The organism is Shimia sp. MIT1388 (genome assembly GCF_047124445.1).
Taxonomy (GTDB): domain Bacteria; phylum Pseudomonadota; class Alphaproteobacteria; order Rhodobacterales; family Rhodobacteraceae; genus Shimia.
On the sequence record NZ_CP138921.1, the window covers coordinates 1954343 to 1966758 of the forward strand.

Genomic DNA, 12416 nt, shown 5'->3' on the forward strand with positions numbered 1-12416 from the left:
AAGACAGACCAGATTCAGGCCCTGAATGAACATTTATTCAATTTGGCCTCTTGCAATTTTACCCTCACTGGTCTGTGATGCCTGCAGTCTGAGGGGAGTACGACTTTTTCACTTTGTGAAACCGCAAATGGGTTCATTTGCGCCCTTCCTAGACAATCAAAAACCGGGTGGAGCCAATCTGCCCATAAGGCACGCGGCCTGCGTGCACCAACATGGAGTGAGACATGAAAGCAAAGACTTTGATGCTTGGCGCCGCAGCAGCATTTGTGATGGCCCCAGCAGCCATGGCAGAGCGCGGTTCGGACGGCCACGTGAACATTATTTATTGGCAGGCGCCATCCATCCTGAACCCGTACCTGTCTTCCGGTACCAAGGACGTTGAATCCGCCTCCCTCACCCTGGAACCGCTGGCACGTTACGACGAAACCGGCAAAATGGTTCCTTACCTGGCAGCAGAGATCCCAACCGTGGCAAACGGCGGCGTTTCTGAGGACCTGACCACCATCACCTGGACCATCGCTGACGGCATGGTTTGGTCCGATGGTTCCGCAGTGACCTCCGCTGACGTTGTATTCACCGGTGAATACTGCATGCACCCAGAAGGCGGCTGCGCACAGGCAGCTTTCTTTGACGGCGTGGAAAACATCGAAGCACTGGACGACAAAACCGTCAAAGTGACCTTCAACCAGCCAAAGCCAAACCCATATGGCCCATTTGTTGGCGGTCAGTCGCCAATCATCCAGAAAGCTCAGTTCGAGAACTGCCTCGGCGCCAAAGCGCCTGAGTGTACTGCTGAGAACTTTGGACCAATCGGCACCGGCCCGTTCGTTGTAACCGACTTCAAAACCAACGACGTGATCCAGTACGAAGCCAACCCGAACTACCGTGATCCAGCGAAACCAGCGTTCGCAACCGTGACCTTCAAAGGTGGCGGAGACGCAACCGGTGCAGGCCGTGCGGTTCTGGAAACCGGCGAGTTTGACTACGCTTGGAACCTGCAGCTGGCACCAGACGTCATCGCGAAGATGGAAGAAGGCGGCAAAGGTAAAGCGATCGCAGGCTTCGGTCCGCTGGTTGAGCGCCTTGAAATGAACATGACCAACCCGTCCTCCGACCTGCCGGAAGGCGAGCGTGCGACTGTTGCTCACCCACACCCATTCCTGTCCGACATGAACGTGCGTAAAGCGCTGTCCATGGCAATCGACCGCGAACTGCTGGTTGAAATCGGTTACGGTAAAGCAGGTAAAGTGACCTGTGATCTGGTGCCTGTGCCTGCGAACTACGCAGCTGGCAACGACTACTGTGCCACTCAGGACATCGCTGGCGCGAACGCGCTGCTGGACGAAGCTGGCTGGGTTAAAGGTGCTGACGGCATCCGCGCCAAAGACGGCGTAAAGCTGTCCATCCTGTACCAGACCTCCACAAACGCTGTACGTCAGGACTTCCAAGCTCTGATCAAACAGTGGTGGAGCGAGATCGGTGTTGAAACCGAACTGCGTAACCTGTCCGCATCCGTATTCTTCGGCGGTGACCCAGGCTCCCCTGACACCTTCCAGAAGTTCTACGCAGACGTAGAAATGTATGCGAACACCTTCAACGGCACCGACCCTCAGCAGTACCTCGCAGCGTACCGTTGTGGCGGCGAGCCAAAGCCATCTTCCCAGTGGCAGGGTGAGAACATCAACCGCTTCTGTGATCCGGCATACGACGCTCTGATCGACGAACTGGCACGCACCGGTGACATCGAGAAGCGTGGCGAAATTGCCAAGAAGATGAACAACATGCTGACCAAAGACAGCTACACCATCGTGCCTCTCGTGCACCGTGGCCGCGTCTCGGCACACTCCAACACTCTGGGCGGCGTTGTCCTGAACGTTTGGGACTCCGAGCTGTGGAATGTTGCAGACTGGCATCGTGTGAAGTAATTCACCGACGCGGGGCGAGCTTCAAAGCTCGCCCCAACTCTATTAAGCCCCGCCCAGTCAGGTCGCTGCGCGGGGCTAAACAACAAAAACGACGCACAAAGGCGCTTCCATGCTGACCTTCACCATACGCCGTCTGATCCTTGCGATCCCGACGTTGCTCTTTATCTCACTTGTCATCTTCCTCCTGCTCGAGCTCGCGCCCGGCGACCCGATGGCACAAGTTCCCTTGACCGTTCCGCCAGAGGTCAAAGAAAAAATGCGCTTGGCCCTTGGCCTTGGCGAACCTGGCTACATCAGATTCTACAAATGGCTGGTCCAGTTTTTCTGGGTGGAACCCCAGGTGCTGTTTGACCACATGTTTGGCACCACCTTCTCCGAAGGTAAGCTGCGCATCATCAGCTGGCAGCACCGCGGTCCAGTGATGGACGTGGTTGTAGAGCGCCTGCCACAGACCCTGTGGGTTGTGGGCATGTCCTACATCGTTGGCATCCTGATCGCCCTGCCCATCGGCATCTACTCTGCTTACAAGCAGTATTCGATCTTCGATCAGGCCGGCACCTTCATCACCATGATCGGCTACTCCATTCCGCCGTTCTTTACCGGCCCGCTGGTGATTGTGATCTTCTCGGTGAACCTCGGCTGGTTCCCCTTCATCTACGACACCACCCATGAGGTCGTGGATTGGGACAGCTTTGTGTATCAGCTGCGTCAGATGATCATGCCGGTGATGGTGCTTGCCTTGCAAACCACCGCCCAGATCAGCCGCTACATGCGGGCTTCCATGTTGGACAACCTCAACCAGGACTACGTGCGCACCGCGCGCGCCAAGGGCCTGAGCGAGCGCGTGGTTGTGATGGTACACGTCCTGCGTAACTCGATGATCCCGGTTGTCACCGTGATTGCTCTGGGTCTGCCGGCCATCTTTGGCGGCGCGATCATCACCGAGCAGGTGTTCTCCGTGAACGGCATCGGTGCCCAGCTGATCGGGGCCATTCAGGCCAATGACCTGCCCACCGTGCAGACGCTGACCTTTATGTTCGCCTTCCTGATCGTCTTCTTCAACCTAATCGCAGACGTGCTCTACGGCATTCTTGATCCGAGGATCCGCTATGACTGATACCACCAACACCGAGCCATCCACCCCACCACGCAGCCAGTGGTACGATGTGTGGCACCAGTTCAAAGCGCACAAAGGCGCTTTGCTCGGTGGCATCGTCTTCCTGGTCATTGTCTTCGGGGTCTTCATCGGTCCACTGCTGTGGCCCTATGACGCCACCTACATCGACATCCGCTCGCGCAACCAAGGTCCAAGCCTGGCGCACCCATTTGGCACCGACCAACTGGGCCGTGACTTGCTGGCGCGGATGATGGCCGGGGGCCAGACCTCCATCGCAGTGGGCCTGACCGCCATGCTTCTGGCGCTGGGTCTGGGCAGCTTTGTCGGCATCATCGCCGGGTTCTTCAAGAAACTCGACGGCCCGCTGATGCGCCTGACCGACCTGTTCCTGGCACTGCCGATCCTGCCGCTGCTGCTGGTGATGATGATGCTCTTCCGCGAACCGCTGTCCGCGGCCGTGGGTCCAGAGCGTGGCATCTTCATCCTGATCGTGATCGCTATCGGCATCACCTCCTGGATGCCCACCGCGCGGATCGTACGTGGCGATGTGCTGGCGCTGAAAGAGCGTGAGTTTGTGCTGGCAGCCCGGTCCATCGGGACCTCCAACAAAAACATGATCACACGTCACATCCTGCCCAACGTGCTGTCGCCCATCATGGTGTCGGCAACCCTGGGGATCGCCAACGCGATCATCACGGAATCGGCGCTGTCCTTCCTAGGCCTTGGCTTCCCGCCAGACTTCCCAACCTGGGGCCGCCTGCTGAATGACGCGGTGCAGTACCTGCAAGACTACCCAGAGCGTGTGTTCTGGCCCGGTCTGGCGATCTCTCTGACCGTGCTGTCGGTGAACTACCTCGGCGATGGTCTGCGTGACGCGCTCGACCCCCGCATCCGCGGACGGTAAGACACCCCACAAAGACACAAAGGCCCGCCCTCTCCGGCGGGCCTTTTTAGTTCTGGAACTGCAATCCTAGGATAATCTCAGGGCTACTGGCCTCGTCGAAGGCCTGCCCATCCCAGTCGCCACTCAGATGCCGAACACCCAGCCCGGCCTGCTGCGCCAGTGCCTCCAGCTGGTCCTTGGAACAAAACCGCAAACAACTCTCCGAGCGCTGCTCCGTGCCCTCTGGGTCAAACCGATAGGTCTCCACAAACCGAACCTGCCCGTCCCGCACCGATGTCACCTCATGGGTAACCTGCACAGAGCGCCTCTCTGTAAAGGCCACCGGCGGCCCCGCGTTCTCCGGGCACCACCGCTCCCAGGCCTTCACAGCCGGATTGCGGCTCTCGGCAAAAAACACCCCGTCCGGCGCAAGCCGTGCGACGACCTCCGCATAAAGCCGCGAAATGTCCTGATCGCTCAACAGACACTGAAACGCGTGCCCGGTCATAAAGATGAAATCAAACGGTCGAGACTTGGGCACGACACAGCACCGCCCCACGTACCATTCGATCAAGTCCGCACCGGGTTTTTCCCGTGCAAATGCCACCATCCCAGGGGCCGGATCAACGGCACAGACATCATGACCCCTTGCGGCCAACTCCAATGCAAACCGTCCTGTGCCACAGCCAATGTCCAAAACCCGCTGCGGCACGTTGGGCAGCTGCGACAGGTAGAAATCATAGTCCTCCCGCCCCGCGTTGAGCGCGTCATAGACCGCTATCAAGGCCGGATCTGAATACAAACTGTTCTCTGCCATCACTACCCTCACACATGTCGCCTGAGCTTAAGCCTGCCCTAAGGTCAACTTCCAGTCACGCATTCCTGACCAGCTTTCTGAAATACACGCCCGATTTTCGGCTGCAGCGCTGTTTGTCGCTGCTAGGGTGCCGTTATGATGTTTGATTTGCCCAACCACGACGCACTCTACAAAGCCCTGCTCGCGCGCGACCCAGCATATGACGGACGCGCTTATGTCTGCGTTTCCTCCACGGGTGTCTTCTGCCGCCTGACCTGCCCTGCCCGCAAACCCAAATCAGAAAACTGCTCCTTCTTCGCCTCTATCGGCGAATGCATTGAAGCCGGCTACCGCGCCTGCAAGCGCTGTCACCCTATGGCTCCCGCCGCCGAAGCGGACCCCGCGATCGCCGCACTTCTGGCCGCGCTGGACGAGCGCCCTGACATCCGCTGGTCCGAGCGCCACATCGCCCAAATGGGTTTTGACCTTTCCACCGTGCGCCGGTCGTTCAAACGGCAGTTTGGCATGACCTTTTTGGAAATGGCCCGCCAACGCCGCCTGCGCGAGGGGTTCGAAGTCCTCAGCCAGGGCGACAAGGTCATCGACGCGCAACACAGTGCCAGCTTTGACAGCCCCTCCGCCTTCCGTGCGGCCTTTGCCCGCCTCTTGGGCTGCGCCCCGGCTGATCTGCGTAAGGGCGGTTTGCTGCGCGCGGATTGGATCACCTCGCCACTCGGAGATCTGATCGCCGTCTCCAGCGCATCGCATCTGCATCTGCTGGAGTTTGTCGAACGCAAAGCCCTGCCCCGCGAACTGTCCCGCCTGCGCGCGTTTGCCAAAGGCGACCTTGGCCTCGGCCGCTACGCTCCCTCCGATCAGGTCGAGGCGGAACTAACCGCCTTCTTCGCAGGTCATAATGCAAGCTTTGAGACACCCCTCGCCTTCCACGGATCGGCCTTCACCAAAGAAGTCTGGCACGCTCTCTGTGACATCCCGGCCGGGGAAACCCGCACATATTCGGAACTTGCCAGAACCATTGGCCGCCCCTCGGCCACCCGCGCTGTGGCCCGCGCGAACGGCGCCAACCAGATTGCCCTGCTGGTGCCCTGCCACCGTGTGCTTGGCGCAGACGGTGCGCTCACCGGCTACGGCGGCGGCCTGTGGCGCAAACAGAAACTCATCGAAATCGAACGCCAATACCAAAAAGGACACGCCCATGACCCAAGCTGATCGCGCCCGCGCCTTTGCTGCGCTGCACCAACCCGGCACGCCCCTTGTGCTCTACAACTGCTGGGACGCTGGCAGCGGCACAGCTATTGCCAAAGGCGGCGCCCCTGCGCTGGCCACCGGCAGTTGGTCGGTGGCCGCCGCCCAAGGCTATGCGGATGGTGAAGCCCTGCCGCTGGACACCCTCCTGCACATCGCCAGCCGCATCACCGCAACCTCCGACGTGCCGGTCTCACTCGACTTTGAGGGCGGCTACGCCGTTGATACCGATGCGCTGCGCAAGAACATCGCCGCCGTACTGGCCGCAGGCATCATTGGCATCAACTTTGAGGACCGCGTGGTGCAAGGTGAAGGGCTGCACGACATCGACACACAAACCGCGCGCATCGCCGCTATTCGTGCTGAAGCTGACACCCATGACGTGCCGCTCTACATCAACGCCCGCACCGATCTGTTTTTGCAGTCCAATCCAGAGGATCACGAGCTACACGTCGACGCTGCCATCTCCCGTGGCAAAGCCTATGCCGAGGCCGGTGCCAGCGGCTTCTTCATCCCCGGCCTGTCTGATCCAGAAATGATCCGCGCCATCTGTGCAGCTGTCTCCTTGCCGGTGAACGCCATGTGCCTGGATGTCACCGCCGACGTGGCCCCGTTGGCGTCAACAGGCGTGGCCCGCATCAGCTTTGGCCCTGCCCCCTACCGCGCCGCCATGAAGGCTCTGACACAGCAGGCAGAGCGCCTCTATCGCTAAGGGTATCAGAGCCCGCTGAACCAAGCCCAGCTGTCGGCGGCAATCTGGTCGCCGATGTCATAAAACCAGTGAGTGTGTTGTGGGATGATGATCAGATCATTGGCCACACCCCGCTGCGCCATCTCTTCGCCGGTAGCACGAATGTCGTCCATCTCAAACGCGCTCTCATGCTGTCCGACATAGGCTCGATAGGGTTTGGGCTCCTGCGGCGCAATCTGGTGACTGGCCGGCAAAAAGCCCCCATGCAGAGCTGCTGCACGCCAGGGACCTTTGGTTTTGTTGATCAAGGCATGGGCATAGACCGCCCCCGCCGAATGACCAAAGAGATAGACCTGCTCCCGATCAATCTGGTGTTTCTCGTGCAACTGGTCGATCATCTTCTCCAGAACATAGGGGGAAGGCGCCTCATACGGCCAGTTCCCGCTTGGCGAGGTCGGCGCAAGCAGCGCAAAGCCGTTGTCACGCGCGGTCTCATACCACATCTCGACCATCGACAGACCGCTTCGATCCCGCCCGTGAAACAACACCACCAGCGGCACAGGCCGCGCCACCTGCGGCCCGACATAATGCCAGGTCACCGGCGTGATCCCGTCCAGCGTGCTATCTGACGGCACGATCTCTGTGATCCGCTCGGACGGTTCGTAGTGGAACTCTTTCAGGTGTCGCACATGGAACTGCGTGGCGCTTTCCATCACAAAGGTGGCAGGCACCGGCGTCTCTGTTGCCACGGGCATCATGGCCGCGGCATTGCGGGACTTGGTATCTTGCGCGGTCCAGACAAACAGCCCGGCACCGGCGCAGCCCACCACAGCCAGAAACAAAACAATCACCCGTACCACGTCGCACCTCACCTGATGTTGTTGCGTGAGCTTAGCGTCACAAAGCTTTGCGGCATTCCTTGGGCGCAACACAGGCGCGCAAAAGAAAACCCCGCCATCTCTGGCGGGGTTCTCCAATTCTTAAACGAAAGATCGAGGGATCTTACTCGTCGCCGGACTTCAGCGCTGCGCCAAGGATATCGCCGAGGGATGCACCGGAGTCGGAAGAACCGTACTGTTCCACGGCTTCTTTCTCTTCTGCGATCTCGCGTGCCTTGATCGACAGACCCAGACGACGGGTCTTGCTGTCGATGTTGGTGACGCGCACGTCGATCTTGTCGCCGGTGGAGAAACGCTCTGGGCGCTGCTCTGCACGGTCGCGGGACAGGTCGGAGCGGCGGATGAAGGACTTCATGCCTTCGTATTCCACTTCGATGCCACCGTCTTCGATTGCGGTCACTTCTACGGTCACGATGGAGCCGCGCTTCACGCCGCCCACTGCGTCCGCGAACTTGTCGCCGCCGAGTGCTTTAATGGACAGGGAGATACGCTCTTTTTCAACGTCCACTTCGGAGACAACGGCCGAAACCATGTCGCCTTTGCGGTAGTTCTGGATCGCATCTTCGCCACGCTCGTCCCAAGACAGGTCGGAGAGGTGAACCATACCGTCGATCTCGCCTGGCAGGCCGATGAACAGACCGAATTCGGTGATGTTCTTGACTTCGCCTTCGACCTCGGTGCCCTCTGGGTGAGTTTCCGCGAAAACTTCCCATGGGTTGCGCATGGTCTGCTTGAGACCAAGGGAAACACGACGCTTGGAGCCGTCGATTTCCAGCACCATGACGTCCACTTCCTGAGAGGTGGAAACGATCTTGCCTGGGTGTACGTTTTTCTTGGTCCAGGACATCTCGGAGACGTGAACCAGACCTTCAACACCTGGCTCCAGCTCAACAAAGGCACCGTAATCGGTGATGTTGGTCACGCGGCCTTTGTGTACGGAGGACAGTGGGTACTTCGCAGCAACCAGATCCCATGGATCTTCCTGCAGCTGCTTCATGCCCAGGCTGATGCGGTGGGTTTCTTTGTTGATCTTGATCACCTGAACCTTCACGGTCTCGCCGATGGTCAGGATCTCAGATGGGTGGTTCACACGGCGCCATGCCATGTCGGTGACGTGCAGCAGGCCGTCAACGCCGCCGAGGTCAACAAATGCACCGTATTCGGTGATGTTCTTGACCACACCGTCGACTGCCTGACCTTCGGACAGATTGCCGATGACTTCTGCGCGCTGCTCGGCGCGGGACTCTTCGAGGATCGCACGACGGGAGACAACGATGTTGCCACGACGACGGTCCATCTTCAGGATCTGGAACGGCTGCTTCAGACCCATCAGTGGGCCTGCGTCACGCACTGGACGTACGTCAACCTGGGAACCTGGCAGGAAGGCCACGGCGCCGCCGAGGTCAACGGTGAAGCCACCTTTAACGCGGCCGAAGATCGCGCCTTCAACGCGTGCATCGTCTGCGTATGCTTTTTCGAGGCGATCCCACGCTTCTTCGCGGCGCGCCATCTCACGGGAGATAACAGCTTCGCCACGGGCGTTTTCTGCCGCGCGCAGGTAAACTTCCACTTCGTCGCCAACGGCGATTTCAGGAGCTTCACCTGGGTTTGCGAATTCTTTCAGTTCAACGCGGCCTTCCATTTTGTAGCCTACGTCGATGATGGCTTGGCCCGCTTCAATTGCGATGACTTTGCCTTTGACAACCGAACCCTCGTTCGGTGTGTCCATTTCGAAGCTTTCGTTAAGGAGGGCTTCGAATTCCTCCATGGTTGCGTTAGCCATGCGGCGTCATTTCCTTTATCAAACGTTTTTTCTGGCCGTGCGGTTGTCTCCGCCGGTCTTGGTTAGCGCCTGCCATTCTGGCAGATCGATTTGGTCTTTGACGCGCCAAACAACTGGAAAAACACACAAAAAACAAAGAGGGCCGGCGTTTCCGACCCTGCTCGTCCCGTTGTTTTATGGCATTTGCGCCTTATAGACAGGGGCGATATAGCCCTAAACCCCTAGTTCGGCAAGCCGATTCCCTGCATCAAACCATCCCGGCGCAACGTCGCCTCCTCCACGGCATCCAATCGCTCAAGTGCAGCCTTGGGATCCTTCGCGCCCCCTGCTTTGCGCCATATCCCGCGCGCCGAGGCAGGGCTCCAAGGCAACGCTGCCGTGTGCAGCCACTGGCGCAGCTCTGGCGGCAACGCGTCATAAGCTTGCATGACATTGCCCTGCCTGCGTCGCCCACGCAGATTGCTTTTGGTATTCCGTCCCATGGGTCCGCTCATATCCGACAGATTCATTTAGTTATGTTATTACATTTCTGTCGCAGCGGTTTTCAACCCCAACAAAGACACAAAAGGCGCCCCATTTCGGGGCGCCTTCCAATACTGATCTCGTCCAGAGGACCTTAGCTGATCTCTTTCACCAGTGTCTCACGCGACTTGCGCACCTTCGCCATGGGTAGCAGCCAGTCCGCGCCTTCCTGGCGGTAGCCCAGCGGCAACAGCGTCACGGATTTCAGGCCCAACTCTTTCAGCCCCATGATCTCATCCACTGCGTCCGGATCAAACCCTTCCATCGGGCAGGTGTCCACGCCCAGTTCCGCCGCTGCCAGCATGGCAAAGCCCAGCGCGATATAGGCCTGACGCGCCGCGTGGTCATGGTTCACGGTCTCATCGCGCGGCAGATACACGTTTTTGAGGTTCTCGTAATACTGCGACAGCATTTCGTTTGCGCCACGCAGCTCTTCCATATGCGCGCGCACCGCATCAATGCGCTCCGCCGAATAGTTGTCCCAGGCCGCAAATACCAGAAGATGGCTGCCTTCGGTGATCTGGCTCTGATCCCAGCCCACCTTGCGGATCTTTTCCCGCATCTCGTCATTGGTGATCACAAATACCTCAAACGGCTGCGTGCCACTGGAGGTCGGCGCCATGCGGATCGCTTCCAAGATCGCCTCCACCTTCTCTTCCGGAACCGCTTTGGCCGGATCCATTTTCTTGGTGGCATAGCGCCAATTCATCAGGTCTTTCAGGCTTGTCATTCTCACATGATCCTTCTTGCGGGCCGGTACCAAACACCGGAACCGAGGGTGGTATACTTTCGATACCCGCGATATAAGTGGCACTGGAAATCGCCACAAGAAGGCACATATTTGAGACCCGGTTACACGAGAGGAACCGCCATGTCTGAAAAGTCAGCCCACCAGGGCTGCCCGCAATGCTCGCGCATCAACGAGGTTCTGGGCCGCGTTGGCGACCGCTGGTCGGTCCTGATCGTGCTGTCACTGGCACAATACAAAGTGCTGCGGTTCAATGAACTCAAACGCCATCTGGGCATCTCCCAGCGCATGTTGTCCTTGAAACTGCGCGAGCTGGAACGCGACGGGCTGGTCAACCGCACCTACCACCCAACGATCCCACCGAAAGTGGAATACGCGCTCACCGACCTTGGCTATTCTTTCTATGAGCCGGTGAAGACGCTTGGCACATGGGCCTTGGACAACCTGCCCAATATCGACGAAGCCCGCGCAGAATTTGACCTGCAGGCGGACGAAAAGAAGTCCGCCTGATCAAGCCTGGCTCACTCCGCCGGACGCAGCTTGTCAATCGCGGCCACGGCCGTCTTGATGGCTTCCTCAATCGCCAGATCGGAGGTGTCGATCAACACCGCGTCCTGTGCTGGCTTCAACGGCGCCTCGGCCCGTTCCATATCCCGCGCGTCCCGTTCTTTCACATCCGCCAACACGGTCTCACGATCAATCTCGGTGCCTTTTCCAACAAGCTCCAGATAGCGGCGCTCGGCCCGCACCTCTGCACTGGCAGTGACAAACAGCTTGGCTTCTGCATTGGGGCAAATCACGGTGCCGATGTCACGCCCATCCAGCACGGCCCCACCGGCGCGCCGCGCAAAGGCCCGCTGGAAATCCACCAAAGCAGCCCGCACCTCACCAATCACGGCCACTTTACTGGCCGCTTGCGCCACCTCTGGCGTCCGCAGGTTGTCTGCATCAAGATCTTCGGCGGTCAATGCTTTGGCTGCGACAATTGGGTCAGTCCCATCAAGTGTACGCGCACCCACAGCGCGATACAGCAAACCGGTGTCTAGGTGAGCAAAGCCATAATGCGCCGCCACAGCTTTGGAGATTGTGCCTTTGCCTGCCGCCGCTGGCCCATCAATCGCAATGGTAAACCGCATGTCTTGCCCTGCCTTTTCTCAAATCCCAGCCGCTCTACCGAGCCAGGGACAGCAACGCAAGGCACAGCCCCATTCCTTGGCCGGATTACGCCCACCGGCGGCGCATCTGCATCACCGCACCTGCCATAAGCCCCATAAAAGCCACGGTGGCTGCCGCAGATTTGCACCGCGTCCAAAAGCTGGCGAAGGCCACAAGGTTGTCTTCCACCGCGTCCGGACCAATGTGCAACATGGTGGCCACCATGTAGTTTTCCAGATAATCCGCCGACACCATGATCAGCGCCACAAAAGAGAACACCATACTCCAGGGGCGCTGAAACAGGCTCTGAAACCCAACAATCAACATGATCCCAAGCAGTGCCGGATACACCAGATCAAGCCGCTGCTGCACTGTGATGTAAAAGTCCCGCCCCTCCGCTGTCAGCGCCGACAAGAACCCGCGCGCCTCCTGTGGCGTATAGCCAAAGGGCCGCATGTCAAACGGAGCTAGCCCTCCCGCCGCGACGCTGATCGTGGGCATGGTCCAGAACACCATCACCAGATAGATGGCGGTGGCGGCGGTAAAACTGATCCAGAAAACCCGCTGAATATAGCTCATACAAAAGGCCCACAAATGACGTAAGCCCCGATCATGACCGAGGCTTCGCCAA

13 protein-coding genes are annotated in these 12416 nt (G+C 59.0%); 6 read left to right on the plus strand and 7 right to left on the minus strand.

Annotation, left to right across the window (positions count from 1 at the left end):
- Positions 1-224: 224 nt before the first annotated feature.
- The 3 genes from SIB92_RS09625 (at position 225) to SIB92_RS09635 (ending at position 3946) form a co-directional block, all read left to right on the plus strand.
- On the plus strand, positions 225-1925 hold the full coding sequence (locus SIB92_RS09625; protein ID WP_412555577.1) for a peptide ABC transporter substrate-binding protein: 1701 nt from the start codon (positions 225-227) through the stop codon (positions 1923-1925).
- A 109-nt stretch (positions 1926-2034) separates the two neighbouring features.
- Positions 2035-3042, plus strand: coding sequence for an ABC transporter permease (locus tag SIB92_RS09630; protein ID WP_294118956.1), 1008 nt, complete (start codon positions 2035-2037; stop codon positions 3040-3042).
- Complete coding sequence (locus SIB92_RS09635; RefSeq protein ID WP_294118957.1) at positions 3035-3946, plus strand: ABC transporter permease; 912 nt, start codon at positions 3035-3037, stop codon at positions 3944-3946. Before SIB92_RS09630 ends, SIB92_RS09635 begins: the two co-directional genes overlap by 8 nt.
- Positions 3947-3992: 46 nt before the next feature.
- Here the strand turns inward: SIB92_RS09635 and SIB92_RS09640 are convergent, their stop codons facing one another.
- Positions 3993-4742 (minus strand): class I SAM-dependent methyltransferase, encoded by a 750-nt coding sequence (locus tag SIB92_RS09640; protein WP_412555578.1) that lies wholly within the window; start codon positions 4740-4742, stop codon positions 3993-3995.
- 135 nt (positions 4743-4877) lie between these two features.
- On the opposite strand from SIB92_RS09640, the gene SIB92_RS09645 reads away from it, so the two are divergent.
- Together SIB92_RS09645 and SIB92_RS09650 are read left to right on the plus strand one after the other, a co-directional pair.
- Positions 4878-5951 carry a bifunctional transcriptional activator/DNA repair enzyme AdaA gene (locus SIB92_RS09645; protein ID WP_412555579.1) on the plus strand — a complete coding sequence of 358 codons (1074 nt, stop codon included), beginning with the start codon at positions 4878-4880 and terminating at the stop codon, positions 5949-5951.
- Positions 5938-6699: an isocitrate lyase/PEP mutase family protein gene (locus tag SIB92_RS09650; RefSeq protein ID WP_412555580.1), complete on the plus strand. Its 762-nt coding sequence runs from the start codon at positions 5938-5940 to the stop codon at positions 6697-6699. The genes SIB92_RS09645 and SIB92_RS09650 overlap by 14 nt, the downstream gene beginning before the upstream one ends.
- A 5-nt stretch (positions 6700-6704) precedes the next feature.
- On the opposite strand, the gene SIB92_RS09655 is transcribed toward SIB92_RS09650, so the two are convergent.
- The 4 genes from SIB92_RS09655 to SIB92_RS09670 form a co-directional block, all read right to left on the minus strand.
- A complete protein-coding gene (locus SIB92_RS09655; RefSeq protein ID WP_412555581.1) occupies positions 6705-7538 on the minus strand; it encodes a dienelactone hydrolase family protein in 834 nt (277 codons plus the stop codon).
- A 142-nt stretch (positions 7539-7680) separates the two neighbouring features.
- Positions 7681-9360: a 30S ribosomal protein S1 gene (rpsA, locus tag SIB92_RS09660; protein WP_412555582.1), complete on the minus strand. Its 1680-nt coding sequence runs from the start codon at positions 9358-9360 to the stop codon at positions 7681-7683.
- A gap of 221 nt (positions 9361-9581) precedes the next feature.
- Positions 9582-9842 (minus strand): DUF6525 family protein, encoded by a 261-nt coding sequence (locus SIB92_RS09665; RefSeq protein WP_412555583.1) that lies wholly within the window; start codon positions 9840-9842, stop codon positions 9582-9584.
- Between the two features lie 134 nt (positions 9843-9976).
- Positions 9977-10612, minus strand: a complete 636-nt coding sequence (locus SIB92_RS09670) for an NAD(P)H-dependent oxidoreductase (protein WP_412555584.1) — start codon at positions 10610-10612, stop codon at positions 9977-9979.
- Between the two features lie 141 nt (positions 10613-10753).
- Here SIB92_RS09670 and SIB92_RS09675 point away from each other — a divergent pair, with 141 nt between their 5' ends.
- A complete protein-coding gene (locus SIB92_RS09675; RefSeq protein WP_412555585.1) occupies positions 10754-11140 on the plus strand; it encodes a winged helix-turn-helix transcriptional regulator in 387 nt (128 codons plus the stop codon).
- Positions 11141-11151: 11 nt separating this feature from the next.
- Here SIB92_RS09675 and cmk read toward each other — a convergent pair whose 3' ends face one another.
- Together cmk and SIB92_RS09685 are read right to left on the minus strand one after the other, a co-directional pair.
- Positions 11152-11766, minus strand: a complete 615-nt coding sequence (gene cmk, locus SIB92_RS09680) for a (d)CMP kinase (RefSeq protein WP_412555586.1) — start codon at positions 11764-11766, stop codon at positions 11152-11154.
- Positions 11767-11851: 85 nt separating this feature from the next.
- A complete protein-coding gene (locus tag SIB92_RS09685; protein WP_412555587.1) occupies positions 11852-12364 on the minus strand; it encodes a hypothetical protein in 513 nt (170 codons plus the stop codon).
- Positions 12365-12416: the final 52 nt, after the last annotated feature.

What these genes read in the sequence shown, in the direction of transcription:
- SIB92_RS09625 (WP_412555577.1), top strand. Translation starts at nt 225, where the DNA reads ATGAAAGCAAAGACTTTGATGCTTGGCGCCGCAGCAGCATTTGTGATG.
- SIB92_RS09630 (WP_294118956.1), top strand. Translation starts at nt 2,035, where the DNA reads ATGCTGACCTTCACCATACGCCGTCTGATCCTTGCGATCCCGACGTTG.
- SIB92_RS09635 (WP_294118957.1), top strand. Translation starts at nt 3,035, where the DNA reads ATGACTGATACCACCAACACCGAGCCATCCACCCCACCACGCAGCCAG.
- SIB92_RS09640 (WP_412555578.1), bottom strand. Translation starts at nt 4,742, where the DNA reads ATGGCAGAGAACAGTTTGTATTCAGATCCGGCCTTGATAGCGGTCTAT.
- SIB92_RS09645 (WP_412555579.1), top strand. Translation starts at nt 4,878, where the DNA reads ATGATGTTTGATTTGCCCAACCACGACGCACTCTACAAAGCCCTGCTC.
- SIB92_RS09650 (WP_412555580.1), top strand. Translation starts at nt 5,938, where the DNA reads ATGACCCAAGCTGATCGCGCCCGCGCCTTTGCTGCGCTGCACCAACCC.
- rpsA (WP_412555582.1), bottom strand. Translation starts at nt 9,360, where the DNA reads ATGGCTAACGCAACCATGGAGGAATTCGAAGCCCTCCTTAACGAAAGC.
- SIB92_RS09665 (WP_412555583.1), bottom strand. Translation starts at nt 9,842, where the DNA reads ATGGGACGGAATACCAAAAGCAATCTGCGTGGGCGACGCAGGCAGGGC.
- SIB92_RS09670 (WP_412555584.1), bottom strand. Translation starts at nt 10,612, where the DNA reads ATGACAAGCCTGAAAGACCTGATGAATTGGCGCTATGCCACCAAGAAA.
- SIB92_RS09675 (WP_412555585.1), top strand. Translation starts at nt 10,754, where the DNA reads ATGTCTGAAAAGTCAGCCCACCAGGGCTGCCCGCAATGCTCGCGCATC.
- cmk (WP_412555586.1), bottom strand. Translation starts at nt 11,766, where the DNA reads ATGCGGTTTACCATTGCGATTGATGGGCCAGCGGCGGCAGGCAAAGGC.
- SIB92_RS09685 (WP_412555587.1), bottom strand. Translation starts at nt 12,364, where the DNA reads ATGAGCTATATTCAGCGGGTTTTCTGGATCAGTTTTACCGCCGCCACC.